The organism is Candidatus Collinsella stercoripullorum, assembly GCF_027669965.1.
Lineage (GTDB): Bacteria > Actinomycetota > Coriobacteriia > Coriobacteriales > Coriobacteriaceae > Collinsella > Collinsella stercoripullorum.
This window is the reverse complement of the sequence record NZ_JAQECM010000015.1, coordinates 18,434-39,173: the sequence shown is the minus strand read 5'-3', so window position 1 is coordinate 39,173 and position 20,740 is coordinate 18,434. Positions and strand designations below refer to the sequence as shown.

Annotated in this window: 21 protein-coding genes; 2 read left to right on the top strand and 19 right to left on the bottom strand. The window is 69.9% G+C overall.

The annotated features are described in order from the left end of the window. Positions 1–113: 113 nt before the first annotated feature. The 3 genes from PHA29_RS05005 to PHA29_RS04995 all read right to left on the bottom strand — a co-directional run bounded on the left by PHA29_RS05005 (position 114) and on the right by PHA29_RS04995 (position 3,040). Positions 114–1,511: a phosphohexomutase domain-containing protein gene (locus PHA29_RS05005; RefSeq protein ID WP_270848444.1), complete on the bottom strand. Its 1,398-nt coding sequence runs from the start codon at positions 1,509–1,511 to the stop codon at positions 114–116. 159 nt (positions 1,512–1,670) lie between these two features. Next, positions 1,671–2,612 carry a homocysteine S-methyltransferase family protein gene (locus PHA29_RS05000; RefSeq protein WP_270404756.1) on the bottom strand — a complete coding sequence of 314 codons (942 nt, stop codon included), beginning with the start codon at positions 2,610–2,612 and terminating at the stop codon, positions 1,671–1,673. Positions 2,613–2,614: 2 nt separating this feature from the next. Further along, the gene (locus PHA29_RS04995; protein ID WP_270404755.1) at positions 2,615–3,040 is read right to left on the bottom strand and encodes a metal-dependent transcriptional regulator; all 426 of its coding nucleotides are present in this window, start codon (positions 3,038–3,040) and stop codon (positions 2,615–2,617) included. Positions 3,041–3,222: 182 nt separating this feature from the next. Between PHA29_RS04995 and pepT the strand changes: the two genes are divergently transcribed. Together pepT and PHA29_RS04985 are read left to right on the top strand one after the other, a co-directional pair. Then, positions 3,223–4,467, top strand: a complete 1,245-nt coding sequence (pepT, locus tag PHA29_RS04990) for a peptidase T (protein ID WP_270848442.1) — start codon at positions 3,223–3,225, stop codon at positions 4,465–4,467. 16 nt (positions 4,468–4,483) lie between these two features. Next, positions 4,484–5,710, top strand: a complete 1,227-nt coding sequence (locus PHA29_RS04985; protein ID WP_270848440.1) for an acyltransferase family protein — start codon at positions 4,484–4,486, stop codon at positions 5,708–5,710. Positions 5,711–5,822: 112 nt separating this feature from the next. Here the strand turns inward: PHA29_RS04985 and PHA29_RS04980 are convergent, their stop codons facing one another. The 16 genes from PHA29_RS04980 to PHA29_RS04905 all read right to left on the bottom strand — a co-directional run bounded on the left by PHA29_RS04980 (position 5,823) and on the right by PHA29_RS04905 (position 20,462). Beyond that, entirely contained in the window at positions 5,823–6,998 is a 1,176-nt protein-coding gene (locus PHA29_RS04980) for an LCP family protein (protein ID WP_270404752.1), read from the bottom strand. Between the two features lie 12 nt (positions 6,999–7,010). Next, complete coding sequence (gene murA, locus PHA29_RS04975; RefSeq protein WP_270574152.1) at positions 7,011–8,294, bottom strand: UDP-N-acetylglucosamine 1-carboxyvinyltransferase; 1,284 nt, start codon at positions 8,292–8,294, stop codon at positions 7,011–7,013. Between the two features lie 92 nt (positions 8,295–8,386). Further along, positions 8,387–8,785: an ATP synthase F1 subunit epsilon gene (atpC, locus tag PHA29_RS04970; protein ID WP_333490560.1), complete on the bottom strand. Its 399-nt coding sequence runs from the start codon at positions 8,783–8,785 to the stop codon at positions 8,387–8,389. 4 nt (positions 8,786–8,789) lie between these two features. Continuing rightward, on the bottom strand, positions 8,790–10,223 hold the full coding sequence (gene atpD / locus PHA29_RS04965) for a F0F1 ATP synthase subunit beta (protein WP_270404749.1): 1,434 nt from the start codon (positions 10,221–10,223) through the stop codon (positions 8,790–8,792). After that, positions 10,223–11,134, bottom strand: a complete 912-nt coding sequence (gene atpG, locus PHA29_RS04960) for an ATP synthase F1 subunit gamma (RefSeq protein WP_270404747.1) — start codon at positions 11,132–11,134, stop codon at positions 10,223–10,225. The genes atpD and atpG overlap by 1 nt, the downstream gene beginning before the upstream one ends. Positions 11,135–11,149: 15 nt before the next feature. Further along, entirely contained in the window at positions 11,150–12,754 is a 1,605-nt protein-coding gene (atpA, locus tag PHA29_RS04955; protein WP_270404745.1) for a F0F1 ATP synthase subunit alpha, read from the bottom strand. Between the two features lie 4 nt (positions 12,755–12,758). Further along, on the bottom strand, positions 12,759–13,232 hold the full coding sequence (locus PHA29_RS04950; RefSeq protein WP_270574154.1) for a F0F1 ATP synthase subunit delta: 474 nt from the start codon (positions 13,230–13,232) through the stop codon (positions 12,759–12,761). Next, on the bottom strand, positions 13,225–13,821 hold the full coding sequence (gene atpF / locus PHA29_RS04945) for a F0F1 ATP synthase subunit B (RefSeq protein ID WP_270404742.1): 597 nt from the start codon (positions 13,819–13,821) through the stop codon (positions 13,225–13,227). The genes PHA29_RS04950 and atpF overlap by 8 nt, the downstream gene beginning before the upstream one ends. A gap of 46 nt (positions 13,822–13,867) precedes the next feature. Beyond that, positions 13,868–14,062 carry an ATP synthase F0 subunit C gene (locus tag PHA29_RS04940; RefSeq protein ID WP_270404740.1) on the bottom strand — a complete coding sequence of 65 codons (195 nt, stop codon included), beginning with the start codon at positions 14,060–14,062 and terminating at the stop codon, positions 13,868–13,870. A 120-nt stretch (positions 14,063–14,182) separates the two neighbouring features. Then, positions 14,183–14,980 carry a F0F1 ATP synthase subunit A gene (gene atpB / locus PHA29_RS04935; RefSeq protein ID WP_270404739.1) on the bottom strand — a complete coding sequence of 266 codons (798 nt, stop codon included), beginning with the start codon at positions 14,978–14,980 and terminating at the stop codon, positions 14,183–14,185. 42 nt (positions 14,981–15,022) lie between these two features. Further along, on the bottom strand, positions 15,023–15,313 hold the full coding sequence (locus PHA29_RS04930; RefSeq protein ID WP_270404737.1) for a hypothetical protein: 291 nt from the start codon (positions 15,311–15,313) through the stop codon (positions 15,023–15,025). Between the two features lie 9 nt (positions 15,314–15,322). Then, complete coding sequence (gene upp / locus PHA29_RS04925) at positions 15,323–15,970, bottom strand: uracil phosphoribosyltransferase (protein WP_270404735.1); 648 nt, start codon at positions 15,968–15,970, stop codon at positions 15,323–15,325. 171 nt (positions 15,971–16,141) lie between these two features. Next, positions 16,142–16,582, bottom strand: a complete 441-nt coding sequence (gene rpiB, locus PHA29_RS04920) for a ribose 5-phosphate isomerase B (protein WP_270404733.1) — start codon at positions 16,580–16,582, stop codon at positions 16,142–16,144. Positions 16,583–16,638: 56 nt separating this feature from the next. After that, positions 16,639–18,177, bottom strand: a complete 1,539-nt coding sequence (gene glpK, locus PHA29_RS04915; RefSeq protein WP_270404731.1) for a glycerol kinase GlpK — start codon at positions 18,175–18,177, stop codon at positions 16,639–16,641. A gap of 2 nt (positions 18,178–18,179) precedes the next feature. Beyond that, positions 18,180–18,872 carry an L-threonylcarbamoyladenylate synthase gene (locus PHA29_RS04910; RefSeq protein ID WP_270404730.1) on the bottom strand — a complete coding sequence of 231 codons (693 nt, stop codon included), beginning with the start codon at positions 18,870–18,872 and terminating at the stop codon, positions 18,180–18,182. A 360-nt stretch (positions 18,873–19,232) separates the two neighbouring features. Continuing rightward, on the bottom strand, positions 19,233–20,462 hold the full coding sequence (locus PHA29_RS04905) for a N5-glutamine methyltransferase family protein (RefSeq protein ID WP_270848434.1): 1,230 nt from the start codon (positions 20,460–20,462) through the stop codon (positions 19,233–19,235). Positions 20,463–20,740 lie beyond the last annotated feature (278 nt).

Sequence of the window (20,740 nt, the reverse complement as noted above, 5' to 3'; positions counted from 1 at the left end):
TCTGGGCGCACACATTCCCTCCACAACCGTCGTCGTTTGAGGCTCAACGGACCCTATATATTGTGTTTTTGGACGCTCACCCCTCCGTTTTGACCTTTTACCGAGGCGTGCATTCAGTTTAATTCGCCACGCGCTATATCGACCCCCGCGTCCAGCAGCCTGTCGCGCAGCTCCACGGTAGGGGCCTCGGCGTAGACGCGCACCAGCGACTCGGTGCCGCTTGGACGCAGCAGGAGCCATGATTCGTCGTCGAACTCCAGACGCAGGCCGTCCATATGGCTGACCCGCTCCGGCACCCTGCCGGCGACGCGGTGCGGGTTGATCCCGGGGAGCATCGTACGGAGGACCTCGATGTCCTCGTTCTGAAGGCGCAGGTCGCGTCGCGCATAGCTCGTCGCGCCGACCCGCTCGTCCAGCTCCGCCACCAGCTGGCCCAGGGTCTTGCCCGTCTGGGCCATGAGTTCGCAGAGCAGCAGGATCATCAGCAGCCCGTCGCGCTCGGGGAAGTGGCTCGGGATACCGAACCCGCCGGTCTCCTCCCCTCCCATGAGCACGCCGCCCTTGCGCATCTCCTCATATATATATTTGAAGCCGACGGGCTTGATCACATAGCGGCAGCCGAGGGCATGGGCGACGCGGCGCGTCACCACCGAGGAAGAAAGACCCAGCACGACGCGGCCCGAAAGGCCGCGGTTGCGGACGAGATGCCCCAAGATGAGCGAGAACAGCTTATGGGAGTTGACATAGCGCCCGTGCTCGTCGACGGCCCCGACGCGGTCGGCGTCCCCGTCGTTGATCAGGCCCGCGCAGGCACCGTGCTCCACGACCGCCTGCTCGCAGTCGTCGACCCATGGCTCGATGGGCTCCGGGCGCATCTCGTCCGCGTCCCCGTCGATCTCGCCGTGGATCTCTTCGACCCGGACGCTGAGGGACTCGAGGACCGCGGGGAGGTGGCCGCGGGCCGACCCGTACATGGGGTCGTAGACGACATGCAGACCCGCGCGCGCGATGACCTCGCCGTCGACGAGCGACGCGAGGGCGTCGAGATAGGGGGTCGCGATGTCCACGACGTCGATGGGGCCGCGCAGCTCCGAGGGCTCGGGGACTATGGCGCGCTCCACCTCCGACACGAACTCGGTGGAGCCCGCGCCGCCGTCCGCCACGCGGAACTTGATGCCGAGGTAATCGAAGGGATGATGGGAGCCGGTGACCATCAGCCCGCCGCAGGAGCGGGGGTCGTGCGCGATGTTCCAGGACAGCGCCGGCGTGGGGATGTAGCGATCGGACAGCTTGGCCACGAGGCCGTGGCCGGCAACCACGCGGGCGGCCAGACGGGCGAGGGCCTCGGCGTCGGGACGGGTGTCGAAGCCGATGTAGACGATCGCGCCGGGGCTGTTGCGCGCCCACAGCGACGCCGCGGCATCCGCCACCCGTATCACGTTCTCCTCATTGAACTCGCCATCGCGGCGAGCACGCCATCCGTCGGTTCCGAAGCGAATCATCGCGCCCATAGCGTATATGCTCCCGTGCGTTCCGGTCGGTCTTCCAGTGACGGAATTGACTATACCCAGCACGCACGGGAGCAGTCATCGGGTGGGGGCGCTCAACCTTTCTTAAGGTCGGCGACCGGGCGGCCGGGACGCGGGAGCGGGCGGCGGGACGCGCGGCGACTAGCCCGCGAGCACCCCGGACAGGGCGCAGGTGGTGAGCGGCCCCGCGCCGCAGCAGGAGCCGACGATGCGCGCGCCGTCGGCGACCCAGCGGGGGCACGCGGCGGCGAACGCCTCGGGCTGCTCGCGCCAGACGGGCGCGCCGTCGTCCGCGCGCTCGGGATAGCCGGCGTTGGGGCGTACGGAGACGGGAAGCGGGACCGCGCGCACCATGCGCGGGACCGCGGCCGTCGCCGCCTCCACGGAGCAGCAGTTCACACCGACCGAGCATGCCCCGCGCTCCTGGGCGAACATGCAGGCGGCCTCGATGTTCAGCCCGTCCCCCAGCAGGTCGCCCGCATCGTCGATCGCGAAGCTTGCGAGCACGGGCATCCCGTCCGCCGCATCGAGCGCCCCCTCGAGCGCCGGGGCGAGCGCGCGCGTCGAGGTGAAGGTCTCGAGCATGATGCCGGAGACGCCGGCGGCGAGCAGCTCGCGGGCCTGGTCGCGGTAGGCGGCCCGGGCGGCGCGGTACTCGGCGGAGTCCTCGACCAGCCAGTCGATGCCGCACATGCCGATCGAGCCGAGCGTGCACGGGGCGCCGGCGCGCCGCGCGAGCGCGACGGCCTCCCGGTTGACGCGGCGCATCGGGGCCGTCACGCCGTCGCGCGCGAGCGCCGGGGCGCTCGCCTGGAACGTGTTGGTGAGCATGGCGTCCGCCCCGCAGGCGCGGTACAGGGCGTGCAGCCGCGCGACCTCCTGCGGCTCGCCCACGTTCCAGAAGGCGGCGGGCACGTCATGCGCCCCCACCTGGGACATGAGCTGGGAGCCCATCGGCCCCTGCACGAGCAGGACCCCGTCGGAGATGCGCCTCTCGAGCCAGCGGGCGCCCGGTCGATCGTAGCCCTCGGCGTCGATGTCCGCACCCGAGGCGGGGACCTGCGCGGAAAGGAGGTCGTCCACGGTCACTTCTCCCCGATCCTGATGCCCTCGCGCTCCAGATACCGCATCCAGCGCTGCATGGTGTCCTCGGACAGGGCGTGCTCCATCATGCACGCCTCCGTGTCCGCGCGCTCGAACTCCACGCCGAGCTCCTGGACGAGGAAGGTCCGGATCAGGCGATGGCGGTACCAGACGGCGCGCCCCAGCTCCCTGCCGGGGTCCGTGAGCATCACCTTGCCGTAATGGGACTGCTCGACCAACCCCTGCTCCTTGAGGACGGTCACGGCCTTGTTGACCGATGCCTTGGAGACGCCGAGCTGCTGGGCGATGTCGACCGAGCGGATGCCCTCGCCCTGGGAGCCCTCCTGCTCGATCCTGACCATGCACTCGAGGTAGTCCTCGTTGGCGACCGTCAGGTGCAGCTCGCGCGAAATATCGGTGGTATCCATGGATCCGTCCTCTCGTCGTACACGGTGACAAGTGTAGCGCACCGCGGCGGTGAGCGCCGGCGCGCAGACGGCGCCCCGGCCGTCGGCATCGCGCGACCGGTGCGTGCTAGAGTAGCAGGAACACGGCGCCCGGCGCGCCGCGGGAAGGCGGTCCGCCGCCGTTAGGAGCAAAGGAGCTATCGATGCAGACGAACACCGGAACCGATGTCCTCGAGCGGTTCTTCCGCTACGTGCAGGTGAACACCGAGTCGAGCGACGAGCACGCCGACCGGGTCCCCTCCACCCCCTGCCAGTTCGACCTCGCCAACCTCCTCGCCGACGAGCTGCGCGAGCTCGGCGCCCGGGACGTCTCCGTGAGCGACCACGCCTACGTGACCGCCCACATCCCCGCGAGCTCCGGGGCCGAGGACGCGCCGCGGCTCGGGCTCATCGCGCACCTCGACACCACGGAGGCGGCCCCGGGCGCGGGCGTCCGCCCGCACATCGTCTCCTACGCGGGCGGCGACCTCGTCTGCGGCGAGGTCGACGGCAGGCCGGTCTCGATCTCCCCGGAGAAGGAGCCCGCGCTGGATGAGCTCGTGGGCGAGGACCTCGTCTGCACCGACGGGACCACGCTACTCGGCGCCGACGACAAGGCGGGCGTCGCCGAGATCATGAGCCTGGTCGCGCTGCTCGCGGCCGACCCCTCCATCCCCCATCCGCCCCTGGGCATCTGCTTCTGCCCGGACGAGGAGATCGGCCACGGCGCCGCCCTGCTCGACCTCGCCTCCTTCGGCTGCGCCTACGCCTACACCGTGGACGGCGGCCCCGTGGGCGAGCTCGAGTGGGAGTGCTTCAACGCCGCCGAAGCCACCGTCAGCTTCGAGGGCTTCTCCATCCACCCGGGCGACGCCAAGGACCGCATGGTGAACGCCGCCAACCTCCTCGTCGACTACCAGGGCCTGCTGCCCGCGGCCCAGCGCCCCGAGCACACCGCGGGCTACGAGGGCTTCATGCACCTCATGAGCGTGTCGGGCACGGTCACCCATGCGACCGCCCGCTACATCGTGCGCGACCACGACGCCGCCAAGTTCGAGCGCAAGCTCGAGCTCATGCGCGCCGCCGCGGACTTCCTCAACACCCGGCTCGGTGAGGAGCGCGTGCACGTCGAGTTCAAGCGCGAGTACCGCAACATGGCCGAGGTCGTGGGCGACCACCCCGAGCTCATCGAGCGGGCCGAGCAGGCGTTCTCCGCCGCCGGCGTCGTGCCCAAGGTGATCCCCATCCGCGGGGGCACCGACGGCGCCCAGCTCTCGTTCCGCGGCCTGCCCTGCCCCAACCTCTCGACGGGCGCGTACTGCTGCCACGGCGTGAACGAGTTCATCCCCGTGTCCTCGCTCGAGAAGATGGTCGATGTGCTCGTGGAGCTCGTCGGCCGCTTCGCGTAGGCGGGTCGGGGCGGACATGGCGGCGCAGCCGGCACGCAGGGCGAGGGACCCGCGCATAGAGGCGCTCCGCCTCGCGGCCATCCTCGCCATCGCGGTGTTCCACACCTTCCAACCGCTCTTCGCGCGGACCGCGGCCTGGGTCCAGCTGGGCGATGCCGCCGCCGCGCAGGCCGCGGCAGCCGCCGGCGACCCCGCCGCCGCCTTCGCCCTCTGCCCTCCCGCCGCAGGGGCCCTCGGGTTCATCAACCTCCTAGGGGCCTTCGGCAACTGCGCCTTCTTCGCCATCTCGGGGTTCTTCCTCATCCCGGCCGCGGCGCGTGCCGCCGGCCGGGACTCCTACTGGCGCGACCAGGCGCGCCGCTGCGTACGGCGCGCGAGGACGGTGCTCTCCAGCGTCCTGCTCTACGCCGTGCTCGCGCTCGCGGTCAGCGCATGGGTGACGCCCCTGCCCGGCGTGTCCCTCCATGAGACGGGGTGGCTGCTGGGCGGCCTGGAGTTCATCTGGGTGTACCTCGCCCTGATCGCGGCGACCCCGGTCGTCGGTGCGCTCTGGGCCCGCTGCCCGCACCCCGTCCGCCTCACCGCCCTCATCGTCGCGGCCGTGTACGCCGTCAACGCCTACATCGCGTTCGCCTCCCCCGGCGAGGCGGAGCGCGGGCTGCTGGAATGGCGCAAGCTCATGAGCGCCGCCAGCTACCTCGCCGCCTTCCTCGCGGGCGGCGCGCTGGCATGGCGCCGCGAGCATGGCGCGAAGGGGGGCCGGACGGCACGGGCGCGTATCCTCCCCCTCGTCGCGACCGCCGCCTGCGCCGCCGTCCTCGAGCTCGGGCTCGCGTGGGCGGGCGCCGGAGACCTCATGGTCGCCATCTCGTTCAAGTCGACGTCGGCCATCTCGTTCGCGCTCGCGCTGCTCGCGCTGCGCGCGGCCTGCGCGCCGCGCTCCCCCGCCGGCCCCGATGCCGGGGGCGCGGGGCCGGCGGGACGCCTCGCGGTGCGCGGGGCATCCCATATCCTGGGCTTCTACATCATGCAGTCGATGTTCTACGCGCTGTGGCGCCCCGCCGCCGACGCGGCGCTCTCCCGCGCGGTCGCCGCGGCCCTGCCCGCGGGCACCGGGGCGGTATGCCTCGCCGCGACAGCCACGGGGATCATCGCGAGCCTGCTCCTCGTCATCGCGCTGATCGCCGTCGACGCCGCCCTGCACGCCCCCGCACGGTGCCTTCGCGCCCGGAGCCGGGGCTGAGGTTCCAGGCGGGCATCGCCCGTTCGCGAACGGGAACGGGGCCGCCTGCGCCCACCCGGTCGGATGAGCGGAGGCGGCCCCGTCTCGGATCGTTCGGCTGCGCCGGAGGCGGCTACTCCGATGCGGAGGCGTCCTCCTCGTCGGACGAGCTGCTCGAGCTCCCCGTGGTCGCGGTGCCGTAGGCCCAGTCCTCCGAGGTGTTGTTGGCCAGATCGCCGGTCGTCGCGCCGCTGTCGCCGCCCGCGCCCATGGTCTGCGGACCCTGCGGGTCCTCGCCGGCGTCGACGCGCGCCATCATCTCCTCGAGATCGTCCTCGTACACGAAGACGTAGCTCTGCCCGTCGATGTAGGTGTCCTCACCCGCCCAGGACGGCAGGTTCGCCGACCAGATCTCGTCAGTGTTCATGCCGCGCATCGCGTTGACGAGCGACACGATGTCCTGCACGCCCAGGTCGGTCACGACCATACCGGACAGCGAGTCCACGATGCTCACGACGTTGGTGACGTCGAGCTCGTTCAGGATCTTGTTCGCGAGGGCGGAGAGCACCTGGCGCTGATGGCGCATGCGGGTGTAGTCGCCGTCGGTGTACTGGTAGCGGGCGCGCGCGTAGGTGAGCGCCGTCGCGCCGTCCATGTGCTGCCAGCCGGGCTCGATGGTGATGTCCAGGTGGTCGGGGTCGTCCACGCCGTCGGTGGCGTTGATGTCGATGCCGCCCACGGCGTCGATGAGCTGCTGCATGCCCTCGAAGTTGATCTCCGCGTAGTGCGCGATCTCCACGCCGCACAGCTCGTTGACCGCCTTGACCATGCCCTCGGCGCCGTCGTAGGAATGCGCCGCGTTGATCTTCATCGTCGAGCCGTTGTACTCGATCTTGGTGTCGCGCGGGATAGAGATGAGCGTGACCTGCTTCTCGGTGGGGTCGATGCGCGCCAGGATGATGGAGTCCGCGCGGTAGGCTTCCTCACCGGGGCGCCCGTCGGTGCCGAGCAGCAGCATGTAGAACGGGTCCTGGGTGACGTTGGAGTCCACAAGCGTGGCGAGCAGGTTGTCGGTGATGATCTCCCCGTTGTTGATGCTGCTCACGACGCGGTTGAGCCACAGGCCCGCCGCGGTCCCCACGCAGGCGAGCAGGGAGAGCACGGTGACGAGGATCACGCGGCGGATGGTGCGGCCGCGGCGGCGCTTGCGCGCGCGCTCGGAGTAGCGGCTCACGTTCTCGCGGCTGTAGATGCGGCTCGCGGCACCGGTGCTGGGGCGGCGCGCACTCTGGACGGGTTTCTTTCTCATGCGGCCACCTGCCTAGTCGTCGCTGGGGTCGGGGACGTTCACGCGCGCGACGTGCGCGCCGAGCGACACGAGCTTCTCGACGAAGTGCTCGTAGCCGCGGTCGATGTGATGGATCGCGGAGACCTCCGTGTACCCGTCGGCGATCAGGCCGGCCACCACGAGGGCGGCGCCGCCGCGCAGGTCGGGCGAGACCACCTGGGCGCCCGAGAGGCCCTGCACGCCGTGGATGATGGCGTGGTGGCTCTCGATGCGGATGCTGGCCCCCATGCGCACGAGCTCGGAGGCGAACATGAAGCGGTTCTCGAAGATGTTCTCCGTGATGACGGAGCTGCCGTCGGCCAGGGCGGAGAGCACCATGGCCTGGGCCTGCATATCGGTGGGGAAGCCCGGGAACGGCAGCGTCTGGATGTCGACCGGCCGAAGGACGTCGGCGCGGTGCACGCGCACGCCGCCCTCGATGCGGTCGATCTGCACGCCCATGAGCTCGAACTTCTTGATGACCATCCCGAGGTGCGCGGCGTTGAAGCCCGTCACCTCGATGCCCCCGTCTTCGGCCATGAGCGCGCCGGCGACGATGAAGGTGCCGGCCTCGATGCGGTCGCCGATCACGCGGTGCGTGACGGGGTGGAGCTCCTCCACGCCCTCGATCTGCACGACCGGGGAGCCGGCGCCGACGATCTTGGCGCCCATCTCGTTCAGCATGCAGGCGAGGTCGACGATCTCGGGCTCGCGCGCCGCGTTGTCGATGACCGTGGTGCCCTTCGCGCGCACGGCGGCCATGATGAGGTTCTCGGTGGCGCCGACGCTGGCGAACTCGAGGGTCACCGTGGTGCCCGTGAGCCCCTCGGACGCGTCGGCGTGGATGTAGCCGTGATCGGTGTCGAACTTCACGCCGAGGGCCTCAAGGCCCAGGATGTGCATGTCGATCTTGCGCGCACCGAGGTTGCAGCCGCCCGGCATCGCGATCTTCGCGCGGCCGAACCGCCCGAGCAGCGGGCCCATGACCGCCGTGCTCGCGCGCATCTTGGCGACCAGCTCGTAGGGGGCCTCCCAGGAGTCGACCGCGGACGTGTCGATCGCGAGCCGGTGCTCGTCGACCACCTCGATGGTGGCGCCCATGCGCTTGAGCACCTTGCCCATCACGTGCACGTCGGAGATGTTCGGGACGTTCTCCAGCGTGGTCCTTCCGGGTGCGAGCAGCGTCGCGGCCATGAGCTTCAGGGCGGAGTTCTTCGCGCCCGAGACCCGGACGCCCCCGCTCAGACGGTGTCCACCTTCAACGCGAATGATATCCAAGCGCGGTCCCTCTCTATGCAAACATGCCCGGGGGCGCGGGCTCCCGGGCATGATGTCGTCTTCAGTTGCGCTCGGCGGCCCGAGCCTGCGGGCTACGCATCAAGCAGCAGTTTGCACCATGCGATTTCATTATAGAGGTACGCGCGTTGCGCATCGTTCTCTGACAAAACGCTCAACTGGTCTTCAAAACCTTGAATCTCAGCTTGAACCTGAGAGCGGTCCACATCCGCGAGGTCCTCCGCGCGGTCGGCCAGCACGATCACCGTGTCGTCGGCGATCTGCACGTAGCCGCCGCTCACCGCGAAGGAATGGTCCACCGTTCCCATGGCGCGGTCGCACACGCGGACGTAGCCGGGCTCGATGGTGGAGATCTCGCTCGCATGGAGCGGGGCCACGCCGAGCGCGCCGTCCGTCGTGGGGACGGTCACGAAGGCGGCCTCGCCCTCATAGGCCTGGTGCTCGGGGCACACGATGCGGATCTGCATGGCCATCGCCCTACGCCTCCATCTTGGCGGCGCGGTCGCGCACGTCGTCGATGGTGCCGGCGTAGCGGAACGCCTGCTCGGGCAGGTCGTCGCACTCGCCGTCGACGATCGCGGCGAAGGAGCGGACGGTGTCGCCCACGCGCACGTAGACGCCCGGGTTGCCCGTGAACTTCTCCGCCACATGGAAGGACTGGGAGAGGAACTGCTGGATCTTGCGGGCGCGGCTCACCGTGAGCTTCTGCTCGTCGGACAGCTCGTCCATGCCCAGGATCGCGATGATGTCCTGGAGGTCGGAGTACTCCTGCAGGATCTCCTGGACCTTGACGGCGACGCGGTAGTGCTCCTCGCCCACGATGCTCGGGTCGAGCGCGTCGGAGGTGCTCGCCAGCGGGTCGATGGCCGGGAACAGGCCCAGGCTCGAGATGCTGCGCGAGAGGACCGTCGTGGCGTCGAGGTGCGTGAAGGTCGTCGCCGGCGCGGGGTCGGTCAGATCGTCGGCGGGCACGTAGACGGCCTGGACGGAGGTGATCGAGCCGGTCTTGGTGGAGGTGATGCGCTCCTGCAGGTCGCCCATCTCGGTGGCGAGCGTCGGCTGGTAGCCCACCGCCGACGGCATGCGCCCGAGCAGCGCGGAGACCTCGGAGCCGGCCTGGGAGAAGCGGAAGATGTTGTCGATGAACAGCAGGACGTCCTGGCCGCGGTCGCGGAAGTACTCGGCCTCCGTGAGGCCCGCCAGGCCGATGCGCAGGCGCGCTCCGGGCGGCTCGTTCATCTGGCCGTAGACCAGGCAGGTCTTGTCGATGACGCCCGACTCGCTCATCTCGAGGTACAGGTCGGTGCCCTCGCGGGTGCGCTCGCCCACGCCGGTGAAGACGGAGGTGCCGCCGTGCTCCTGGGCGAGGTTGTTGATGAGCTCCTGGATGAGCACCGTCTTGCCGACGCCGGCGCCGCCGAACAGACCGGTCTTGCCGCCGCGGATATAGGGCTCGAGGAGGTCGACCGCCTTGATGCCGGTCTCGAAGATCTCGGTCTTGGTGGTCAGCTCGTCGAAGCTCGGCGCGGGATGGTGGATGGGATAGTGATCCTCCACCTCGGGCATGGGCTTGCCGTCCACGGGCTCGCCCATGACGTTCCAGATGCGGCCGAGGGTCTGGTTGCCCACGGGCATCTTCATGGGGCCGCCGGTGTCGACGGCCTCGATGCCGCGCTGCAGGCCGTCCGTGGAGGACATCGCCACGCAGCGGACAACGCCGCCGGGCAGCTGGCTCTCCACCTCGAGGATGGTCTTGATGCGGCCCACGGGCGTCTCGGCGTCGACGGTCAGGGCGTTGTAGATGCCCGGGACCCCCTGCTTGAACTTGACGTCGACGACCGGGCCGATGATGCGGACGATGCGTCCGACGCCGGCGGTCGTCTCGGTCGGGGCAACGATGGTATCTGCCATTAGTATTCCTCCAATGCAGCGGCTCCACCGACGATCTCGTTGATCTCAGTCGTGATGGACGCCTGGCGCACGCGGTTGTAGGTGCGCGTGAGCTCGGCGATGATGGCGCCCGCGTTCTCGGTCGCGGAGTGCATGGCCTTACGGCGCGCACCCTGCTCGGCCGCGGCGGAATCGATCAGCGCCTGGTGGATGACGGTCAGCACGTAGCTCGGGATGAGCCGGGACAGCACGTGGCTGGCGCTCGGCTCGTACTCGAACGGGGAGGTCAGGCGGCGGGGCGCCTGGGCCTCGTTGGCGCGCGGACCGCGGGCGGTGTGCAGGACCTCGCGGTCGAGCGGAAGGATGCGCTCCTGCCGCAGCTCCTGGTCCACACGGTTGCGCGCATGGTAGTAGACGATGTCCACGCGGCCGAACCTGCCGCTCGCGAAGCCGTCGCACACGTAGCTGGCGATCATGCGGGCGCGCTCGAGCGTCGGGTCGTCGGACTCGCCCTCCACCGTCATCACCACGTCGTCGCGGTGCCGGAAGTACTCGGTCGCCTTGCGGCCGCACGTGATGAGCTCGACGCGCTGGGCGCCGTGGCGGCGGAAGTGGTCGATGCGCTTCTCGGCGGCGCGCTCGACCGTGACGTTGAACCCGCCCGCGAGCCCGCGGTCGGAGTTGATGACGATCAGCAGCGCGCAGTCGTAGGACGCCGGGTTCACCAGCAGGGGCGAGCTCGGACCGGCCGCCGTGTCGCCGGCGACGGTCAGCATCACGTCGGTGATGGCCCGGCGGTAGGCCTCCGACTGCTTCTCGCGGTTGAGGGCGCGGCCGATCTTCGCCGTCGAGACCATCTCCATGGTGCGCGTGATCTGCTCGGTGGTGGACACCGAGTTGATGCGCTTCTTTATTTCGCGGAGGTTGGCCATGGGGCTCGGGTCTCCTTACGCATTCCCGTCGCCCGCGGCGGCGCCGTCCTGGGCGCGCGCGGCGATGAACTGGTTCTTGTAATCGGCGATCGCCTGCTCCAGCTTGGCGGAGACCTCGTCGGAGAGCTTGGCGTCGCCGATCTGCGACAGCACCCCGGCGTAGGCCCCGTTCAGGTACTTGATGAGGCCGTCGCGGAACGGGAGCACCTCGGAGATGTCGAGGTCGTCCAGATACCCCTTGTTGCCGGCGAACAGCACGCTCACCTGGTCGGCCACGGGCATCGGGCGGAAGCGGGACTGCTTGAGCAGCTCGGTCATGCGGGCGCCGTGGGTCAGCTGGTGCTGCGTCGCGGCGTCGAGGTCGCTGCCGAACTGCGTGAAGCCCTGGAGCTCCTGATAGCCCGCGAGGTCGAGACGAAGGTTGCCCGCGACCTGCTTCATGGCCTTGGTCTGGGCGTCGCCGCCGACGCGCGAGACCGAGATGCCCACGTCGACCGCGGGGCGCTGGCCCTGGAAGAAGAGGTCGGACTGCAGGTAGATCTGGCCGTCGGTGATGGAGATCACGTTCGTAGGGATGTAGGCGGACACGTCGCCGTCCTGCGTCTCGATGAGCGGGAGCGCCGTGAGCGAGCCGCCGCCGTTCTCGTCGGACAGCTTGCAGGCGCGCTCGAGCAGGCGCGAGTGCAGGTAGAAGATGTCGCCGGGGTAGGCCTCGCGTCCGGGCGGACGGCGCAGCGTAAGCGACATCTGACGGTAGGCGACGGCCTGCTTGGACAGGTCGTCGTAGACCACGAGCACGTGGCCGCCCGGGTTGGTCGCGCTCGCCGGCTCGCCGTCCTCGCCGTTGTACATGAAGAACTCGCCGATGGCGGCGCCCGCCATCGGGGCGATGTACTGCATGGGCGCGGAGTCCGCGGCGGTGGCGGAGACGATGATCGTGTAGTCCAGCGCACCGTGGGCGGAGAGGGTCTCGCGGATCGACGCGACCGTGGAGGCCTTCTGGCCGATGGCCACGTACACGCAGACCATGCCCTTGCCGCGCTGGTTGATGATGGCGTCGATGGCGATGGCCGTCTTGCCGGTCTTGCGGTCGCCGATGATGAGCTCGCGCTGGCCGCGCCCGACGGGCACCATCGCGTCGATGGCGAGCAGGCCGGTCTGGACGGGCTCGCATACGGGCTGGCGCTCGATGACGCCGGGGGCCTTGAACTCGATGGGGCGGCGATGCGTGGCCGCGATGGGGCCCTTGCCGTCGATCGGCTGGCCCAGCGGGTTCACGACGCGGCCGAGCATGCCGCGGCCCACGGGGATGTCCATGACGCGCCCGGTGGTGCGGCAGGTGTCCCCCTCCTTGATGAGGGCGACGTCGCCGAACAGGACGGCGCCGACCTCGTCGCGGTCGAGGTTCTGCGCGAGGCCGTAGACGGTCTCGCCGGTCAGGCTGCTCGTGAACTCGAGCAGCTCGCCGGCCATGGCCCGCTGGAGGCCGGCGACGTGCGCGATGCCGTCGCCCACCTCCGCGACGGTCGACACCTCCTGGGTGTCGACGGTGGCGGAGAGGTCGAGGAGGCGCCGTTCCAGGATGCGCTCGATGTTCTCGGCGCTGATTGCCTCGGACATGTCGCTATACCTCCGTCTTCTTTACGTTATGCGTCATGACCTTCCGCGCGGTCTCCAGCTGCATGCGCACGGAGGCGTCGCGGCGCTGGCCGCGCGCGGAGAGGATGATGCCGCCGATGATGGTGGGGTCGACGTGCTCGATGAGGAACACGCGGGCCTCGAGGTCGGACTCGCACTTCTGCTTGATCATGTCGCGCAGCGCGTCGTCGAGGGGGACCGCGGTGGTCACATGGACGCCCACGACCTCCTTCTCCTCGTCGACCATGCCGCGGTACAGGTCCAGGACCTCGGGCAGGTGCTCGAGGTCGCCCTGCTCCGCCATCGTGGCGAGCACGGAGAGCACCTCGGGCGAGGCCTCCGCCTGGGCGACGAGCGGCGCGAGGTTCTCGTAGACATGGTCCTCGGTCCTCGACGCCTCGAGCAGCGTGCGCGCGTAGGTCTCGAGCCGGCGGCTCTCGATACGGTCGCTGCTAGGCATGGAGGCTACCCACTTCCGCGATGTACTTCTCGATCAGCTCGCGCTGCTTGGCCGGGTCGTCGGCGAGGACGTCGCCCACGATCTTGCCGGCGATCGCGACGGACGTCTTGGCGATCGTGTCGGTCGCGTTGGCGTAGGCGCGCTGCATCTCGTCCTCGGCGCGGTCGCGCGCCTTGGAGATGATGTCCTCGGCCTCGGAGTGGGCCTCGGCGACGATACGGGCGCGCTCCTTCTCCGCGTCGGAGCGGGCGGACAGGACGATGTCGGATGCCTGGCGACGGGCGTCGGCGATCACCGAATCGGCCTGGGCGCGGACCTCCGCGGAGTGCGCGCGCGTCTCATCGGCCTCCTTGAGGCTGTCCGCGATGGTCTTCTCGCGCTGCTCGAACATCGCGAGGACGCTCGGCCACACGAGCTTGCCCAGGACCGCGAGGATGATGAGGAAGATGACGAGCGCGGGGATGAACTCGGCGGGCTTGGGGATCAAGATCTCCGCGCCGCTGCCGGACTCCTCGGCGTAAGCCGCCTGGGGTACCATGCACGCGAGCGCGGCGAGCGCCGCCGAGACGCGAATTCGGTCGAACTTCATGGCTTCTTCTCCCTTGGGACGTTTGGTTCCCGTGAGTCGGGCGGTCTTACTGGACAACCAGCGCGACGACGAAGCCGATGAGCGCCAGGGCCTCTGCGAAGGCGGCGCCCATGATGAAGACGGTGAACGCGCGATTCTGGATCTCGGGCTGACGCGCCATGGCGCCCGCGCAGCCGTAGGCGGCCAGACCGATGGCGAGGCCTGCACCGATGACACCGAGGCCGTAACCGATAACTCCCACAATTCCTCCTTCAGTTGCATGCACGTCGTGCATTTAACCTCAACGTATATCAAGCGCGGATGCGCTCGGTACCGAACGGGGCCGGGCGGGGTGCCCGGCGACGCGCCCGAGGCGGGCGCCCTACTCCTCGACCTCCTCCGCCTCCTGGATGTAGACGGCGGTGAGGATGGTGAACACGTACGCCTGGACGAAGGCGACGAAGATCTCGATGGCGTAGATCACGAGCAGGATGAACGCGAACAGCACGCCCGGCAGCGCCGCCAGGATGTTGGAGGCGGTGACCTGCTGCAGCAGCGGCTGGACGAACAGCGTGACCATGATGGCGAACGAACCCATGACGATGTGCCCGGCGAACATGTTGCAGAACAGACGGACGGCCAGGGTGATCGGGCGCAGCAGGGTCGAGATGACCTCGATGACCCAGATCAGGATGTTGAGCGGGAAGCCGACGCCCTCCGGGGCCAGGCTCTTGAGGTAGCCGATGGGCCCGTGGGCGCGCACGCCGCACGCGATGAAGTAGACGAAGGCGACCACGGCGAGGGCGGCGGTGGTGGAGATGGTGCCGCTGCCGGGCTTCATGCCCGGGATGACGCCCACGACGTTGTTGCAGAGGATGAAGAAGAACAGCGTCGCCAGGAACGGGAAGTGCTTCTTCCAGTTCTTGCCGATGATCTGCTTGCCCACGTCGTTCTGGACGAACTCGATGCCCCACTCCATGACGTTCGCGAACAGGCCGTGCGGGACGAGCGCCAGCTTGCTCTTGAACGCGAACATGATCACGAGCAGCAGGATGGCCGACGCGCACAGCCAGAAGCTGTACTGCGTCATACCCATCATGAGGTCGCCCACGAAGGGGATGGAATGGAACTCGGAGACGAGGTGGTTGATCTCGTCGGGCAGCTGAGCGAATGCGTCCAAAGCTAAACCCTCCTCGGATACCGCTGCATACCGCCGGTCCCCCTAGCCCCGCCTGAGCGCATAGACCACCAGGAGCACCAGCATGGTTAGATAGCCTACCACTGCGCCAATGGAGATGGTGTCAAAATCTTGTGGCGCCCACGCCAGCACAGCCCCCTCGAATGCCGTGAGCGTGGCGAATGACACCCCCACCGCCGCCGCGCCGACGCCCACGCCCGGCTTGAGCCTCCCCTTTCGGGTGAGGGCGAGGACCGCGAGAACCGGCAGGTAGCCCACGATGCCCGCGACCGCCCCGAGCACGAGGCGGGCGATGTCGTGGGGCGAGGCGACCACGGCGACGACCTACAGCGTGCCGAAGATGCGGTCCCCCGCATCGCCCAGGCCCGGCACAATATATGCATCCCTGTTGAGGCAGCGGTCCACCGAGCAGGTGTAGACATGCACGCCCGGATCGGATTCGAGCACCGTCGCGAGCCCCTCGGGTGCGGCGACGAGCGCGAGGAACCGGATGTCGCGCGCCCCCTGCGCGCGCAGGTAGGAGAGGGCCGCGGCGGCGGAGCCGCCCGTGGCGAGCATGGGGTCGACCACCAGGCAGAGGCGCTCCGCGATATCGGAGGGGAGCTTGGCGTAGTACTCGTGGGGCTCGTGGGTCACCTCGTCGCGGTACATGCCCAGATGCCCCACGCGCGCGGCGGGGACGAGGTCGAGCACGCCGTCGACCATGCCGAGGCCGGCGCGCAGGATGGGCACCACGGCGAGCTTGCGGCCCGCGAGGCGCTTCACGGTCGCCTCGCAGATGGGCGTCTCGATGTCGACGTCCTCGAGTGGGAGGTCGCGGGTCGCCTCGTAGCACTCGAGGCGCGCGAGCTCGCGCACGAGATCGCGGAACTGCTTGGTGCCGGTCCAGCGGTCGCGCAGGATGGAGAGCTTGTGCTGGACGAGCGGGTGGTCGACGACGGTCACGCGCGAGCGGTCGAATTCGGTTGGCATGGCATCCCACTTCCCCGCCTCGGGCCCTGCGGCCCGGACGAACGTTCTGATATCTCGATCCGGCGGTCTTGTACCCCGGTCCGGTGCGGCGTAGCCGCATGACGGCGCCGGCGCCGCCGCATCGGTTCGGACGCGGCGGCGCCGGCCGTGGGCGGCGATGGCGGGTCGGGGCTAGGCGTCGAGCCTCATCACCTTGCCGACGCGGTCGGCGTGGCGGCCGCCCTCGAACCCGGTCTCGAGGAACACCTTCACGATCTCGCGGTTGACCTCGGGCTCGACGAAGCGGCCCGAGAGGCACACGACGTTGCCGTCGTTGTGGCGGCGGAACAGGTCGGCGAAATCCGGGCGGGTGATCGAGGAGGCGCGCACGCCGGGCACCTTGTCGGCGGCCAGCGCCATGCCGATGCCCGTCCCGCAGACCAGCACGCCGCGGTCGGCGTCGCCCGAGGCGACCGCATGGGCGACCTTCTCGGCGTAATCCGGGTAATCGACCCGGTCGTCGGTGTCGGGACCGAAGTCCGTCACGTCGCAGCCCAGGTCCTGAGCGAGGTAGTCGACGAGCGCCTGCTTCTGCTCGAAGCCGGCATGGTCGGAGGCGATGGCGATGCGCATTGAGGCGTCCTTCCCACGTTGAGGGTTCGGCTCGCGGCGCCCGCGGCGCCGCGGCATCACTGTATCACGGTTCGCGTGCGCGCCACGGCATCGTGCCACCCGGATAGCAGATGCGCCATCTCGCCCGCATCGCCCGCCGGGTCGAACCGCCTGCCGCGCCCGTGGTTCTGCACCAGCTCCTCGCGGTCCTCCCAGTATCCCACCGCGAGCCCGGCCAGGTAGGCGGCGCCGAGGGCCGTCGTCTCCACGGCCTCCGCCTGCGTGATGGGTATCCCCAGCAGGTCCGCCTGGAACTGCATGATGAACTCGTTGCGCGACGCCGCGCCGTCCACGGACAGGCCCGACAGGCGCATCCCCGCGTCCGCCTCCATGGCCCGCAGGACGTCGTAGCTCTGGTAGGCCATCGACTCGCAGGCCGCGCGCACGAGGGTGGCGCGGTCCGAGGCCGCGGTGAGCCCGGTGATCATGCCGCGCGCGCCCGGGTCCCACCACGGCGCGCCCAGGCCGCTGAACGCGGGCACGAGGTAGCACCCCGCGTTGTCGGGGACCGAGCTCGCGATCTGCGAGGTCTCGGCGGCGTCGGAGATGATGCCGAGCTTGTCGCGCAGCCACTGGATGGTGGACCCCGCGTGGAAGATCGACCCCTCGAGGGCGTAGCTTATGGAGCCCCCCTCGGCGATGCCGATCGTTGAGATGAGGCCGCCCTTGGAATCGACCGCCTCGTCCCCGGTGTTCATGAGCATGAAGCAGCCGGTCCCGTAGGTGTTCTTGGTGTCGCCCCGCTCGAAGCAGCAGTGCCCGAAGAACGACGCCTGCTGGTCGCCCGCCACGCCGGCGATGCGGGGACGGTGCGTCATGATCTCCCCCGACACGCGCCCGAAGTCCCCGGAGCTCCAGCGCACCTCGGGCAGCATGGAGCGGGGTATCCCGAGCAGGGAGAGCAGCTCGTCGTCCCAGTCGAGGGTGTGGATGTTGAACAGCATGGTCCGGCTCGCGTTGGTGTAGTCCGTCGCGTAGACCGCGCCGCCGGTCAGGTTGTAGACGAGCCAGGTGTCAATCGTGCCGAACATGAGCTCGCCCGCCTCGGCGGCCTCGTGGGCGCCGCTCACGTTGTCCAAGATCCACTTGATCTTGGTGGCCGAGAAGTACGGGTCGGGCGTGAGGCCGGTCTTCGAGCGGATGGTCTCGCTCGCGCCCTGGGCGATGAGCCGGTCGACGATGGGGGCCGTGCGCCGGCACTGCCAGCCGATCGCGTTGTAGATGGGCTGCCCGCTGTCGCGGTCCCACACCACGCAGGTCTCGCGCTGGTTGGAGATGCCGATGGCTGCGATGCTGTCGGAATGGATGCCGCTTTTGAACTGCACCTCCGTCATGACCGAGATCTGGGAGGCCAGGATCTCCATGGGGTCCTGCTCGACCCAGCCCGGCTGGGGGTAGAAGGTGGTCACGGGCTTGGACGCCTGCGCCACGATGCAGTCGTACTCGTCCACGATGATGGCGCGCACGGAGGTGGTCCCCGAGTCGATCGCCATGATGTAGTCCGGGCGGCCGAAGCCGCTGTCTGCCAGCCGCAGGTCGCTGAAGTTGAGGGGCATGTCTATCGCTCCTTATCGGGGGCGGAGTCGGGGGTCAGGACCGCGCGGACGCGCTCGTCGGGCAGGGCCGCGTGCCGCAGGATCTCGGGCGCGCCGTGCGCGCACGACACGATGGTCGACGCGTCGCGGCACACGGTCGCGCCGGCATCCAAGGCGATGTCGGAGCCCGCGAGGATGCGGGGCTCCACCTCCTCGAACGACGCGGGCGCGGGGGCGCCGTGGGTGTTGGCGCTCGTGACCGCGAGCGGCGAGCCGCAGGCGCGCACGAGGGCCCGGATCACCGGGGACGCCGAGGCGCGCAGCGCGACCGTGCCGTCCGCCGCGCGCATGAAGGCGGGGACCGCGTCGGACGCCCTGACGACGATGGTGAGGGCGCCCGGCCAGAACGCCTCGGCGAGACGGTACGCCTCGTCGGGGACGTCGACCCCGAAGGCGTCGAGGGCCTCCGCGCCCGCGACGAGCCAGGGGACCGTCTGGCGGCGCTCCCGCCGTTTGAGCGTGAAGATGCGCCCGTACCCGGACTCGTCCGAGGGCTCCCCCTCGCACGACGCGTACGCCGAGACGCAGACCCCGACTCCGTAGACGGTCTCGGTGGGGACGAGGGCGAGGCAGCCCGCGCGCAGGTGCGCCGCGGCGTCGCGGATCGCGAGCGGATGCGGGCGGCCGTCGGCGGACACCCGGTAGATTCGCTGCATACGGTACCTTCCTTCCCTGTTCCCCGGCGTTGAGCAAACGTTTTACCGCGCGTCTCCGCGCGGCTCTGTGCATTGTCTCACGCGCCGGCCCGAATGCAGGCAGCGTCCCCAACCCATCGGATAAACGGGAAAGGGACGTCGGCCAAGAGGGTGTAATGTGTGCGTTACGTGTCGGTATGGACCGGACCCGCGACGGTCCGTGACGGCAGGTGACGGCAGACGGAACGGCCCCGTGCCATCGGGGACCGATGTGCCGGACAGGGCAGCTCCCATGTCATCAGGGACGGCCCCGCCGCCGTGACGGGCGGGGCGCCTCCCCGTGCCTGCCCGGCGCTCGCGCCGGGCGGCCGGCCTGTGCGCTCAGCGGCTCGGGGCACCCGCGCCGAAGCGCCGGCGCGCCTCGAGGACCGCCGACTCGGGCACGACCGCGACGACGATGCGGGGCCGCCCCGCAAGGTCGTCGACGATGCGCACGTCCTCGAACCCCGCCGCGCGGCAGATATCGGCCGCGGCGTCGAGCGTGGTCTCATGCAGCTCGCACGCGAGCAGTCCGCCCGGCCTCAGCATGCTGGGGGCGGCGTTGACGAGCCGGCGAAAGATATCGAGGCCGTCGGCCCCGCCCTCCAGGGCGAGCCCGGGCTCGAAGTCCGCCACCTCGCGCGGCAGCTGCGCCATCACGGAGGTGGGGATGTAGGGCGGGTTGGACACGAGGACGTCGAAGGTTCCCCACTCGGTCGCGCGGTCGAGCGGCGACACCAGGTTCCCCTCGCGGAAGTCGGCCTCCTCCGGCGGGATCCCGAGCGCGTCGCGGTTGCGGCGGGCGAGCGCCACCGCCCGCGGCTCGATGTCCGTCGAGACGCAGCGCACGCGACCGGGGCGCTCCGCCGCGATCGACAGGGAGATACACCCCGTCCCGCAGCCGACCTCGAGCACACGGGCGACGGCGGGGGCGGCGTCCTCGAGGTCCGTCGGGCAGGACGCCCCGCAGGCCTCCCCGGGGTCGCCCTGCCCCTCCGCCGCCCCGTCGCCCGCTCCGGGCACGGCGTCCGGCGCCGTGGCGTCGACCCTGTCCGACGCGGGGGCGTCCGGCCCCTCCCCCGCGTCTCCGTCCGCCCGGTCGGAGCCCTCCTGCTCGACGGCGCGGCGCGCGGCCGCCTCGAGCTCGGCCCGACGGGCCGCCTCCACCTCGGCGTTCCACGGGAGCGCCGCGCGCGAGCGGGCGCGCCGGCCCTCGGGGGAGCCCAGGACCGCACGGTCTATGTAGGCGAGGACCTCCTCGACGAGCATCTCGGTCTCCGGGCGCGGGATGAGCACGCCGGGCTCGCACGCGACGGTGATCGTCCTGAAGGAGGTCTCACCGGCGATGTACTGCAGCGGCTCACCCTTCGCGCGGCGGACGACGGCCCCGTGCAGGCGGGAGAGCTCCTCGGGCGTCAAGGGCTTGTCGTAATCCGTGTAGAGCCTGATGCGGGGGAGCCCGGTCGCCGACGTCAGCAGCCATTCGGCGGAGAGCCGGGGGTTCTCGTCCCCTTTGCCCCCCAGATACTCGGTCGTCCATTCAAGGCACCGCTTGATGGTCCACTCGGCCATGGCTTGCTCCGTCCTACGGGTCGTCGTGTCCAAGCGATTCTATAGCAGCGCCGGCCCCCGGTCGCCCTCGATGCCGAATTGCAGGGATATCGCGCTCGGCAGCGGACCCGCCGCCGCGACCTTCCCGAGAACCGCGCGCCGTCCTACCGCATCCCGAACCCGCGAGGGGGGGGGTTGACTGGGGACGGGTTCGTTTCAACCCATCGCTCGTCAACCCATCTCAGCCCATCACCCGCGCCCGCTGCACGGCCGAGCCCCGCGCCCGCCGCGGCATGGAA

What these genes read in the sequence shown, in the direction of transcription:
- PHA29_RS05005 (WP_270848444.1), bottom strand. Translation starts at nt 1,511, where the DNA reads ATGGGCGCGATGATTCGCTTCGGAACCGACGGATGGCGTGCTCGCCGC.
- PHA29_RS04995 (WP_270404755.1), bottom strand. Translation starts at nt 3,040, where the DNA reads ATGGATACCACCGATATTTCGCGCGAGCTGCACCTGACGGTCGCCAAC.
- pepT (WP_270848442.1), top strand. Translation starts at nt 3,223, where the DNA reads ATGCAGACGAACACCGGAACCGATGTCCTCGAGCGGTTCTTCCGCTAC.
- PHA29_RS04985 (WP_270848440.1), top strand. Translation starts at nt 4,484, where the DNA reads ATGGCGGCGCAGCCGGCACGCAGGGCGAGGGACCCGCGCATAGAGGCG.
- PHA29_RS04980 (WP_270404752.1), bottom strand. Translation starts at nt 6,998, where the DNA reads ATGAGAAAGAAACCCGTCCAGAGTGCGCGCCGCCCCAGCACCGGTGCC.
- atpC (WP_333490560.1), bottom strand. Translation starts at nt 8,785, where the DNA reads ATGGCCATGCAGATCCGCATCGTGTGCCCCGAGCACCAGGCCTATGAG.
- atpD (WP_270404749.1), bottom strand. Translation starts at nt 10,223, where the DNA reads ATGGCAGATACCATCGTTGCCCCGACCGAGACGACCGCCGGCGTCGGA.
- atpG (WP_270404747.1), bottom strand. Translation starts at nt 11,134, where the DNA reads ATGGCCAACCTCCGCGAAATAAAGAAGCGCATCAACTCGGTGTCCACC.
- atpA (WP_270404745.1), bottom strand. Translation starts at nt 12,754, where the DNA reads ATGTCCGAGGCAATCAGCGCCGAGAACATCGAGCGCATCCTGGAACGG.
- PHA29_RS04950 (WP_270574154.1), bottom strand. Translation starts at nt 13,232, where the DNA reads ATGCCTAGCAGCGACCGTATCGAGAGCCGCCGGCTCGAGACCTACGCG.
- atpF (WP_270404742.1), bottom strand. Translation starts at nt 13,821, where the DNA reads ATGAAGTTCGACCGAATTCGCGTCTCGGCGGCGCTCGCCGCGCTCGCG.
- upp (WP_270404735.1), bottom strand. Translation starts at nt 15,970, where the DNA reads ATGCCAACCGAATTCGACCGCTCGCGCGTGACCGTCGTCGACCACCCG.
- rpiB (WP_270404733.1), bottom strand. Translation starts at nt 16,582, where the DNA reads ATGCGCATCGCCATCGCCTCCGACCATGCCGGCTTCGAGCAGAAGCAG.
- glpK (WP_270404731.1), bottom strand. Translation starts at nt 18,177, where the DNA reads ATGCCCCTCAACTTCAGCGACCTGCGGCTGGCAGACAGCGGCTTCGGC.
- PHA29_RS04910 (WP_270404730.1), bottom strand. Translation starts at nt 18,872, where the DNA reads ATGCAGCGAATCTACCGGGTGTCCGCCGACGGCCGCCCGCATCCGCTC.
- PHA29_RS04905 (WP_270848434.1), bottom strand. Translation starts at nt 20,462, where the DNA reads ATGGCCGAGTGGACCATCAAGCGGTGCCTTGAATGGACGACCGAGTAT.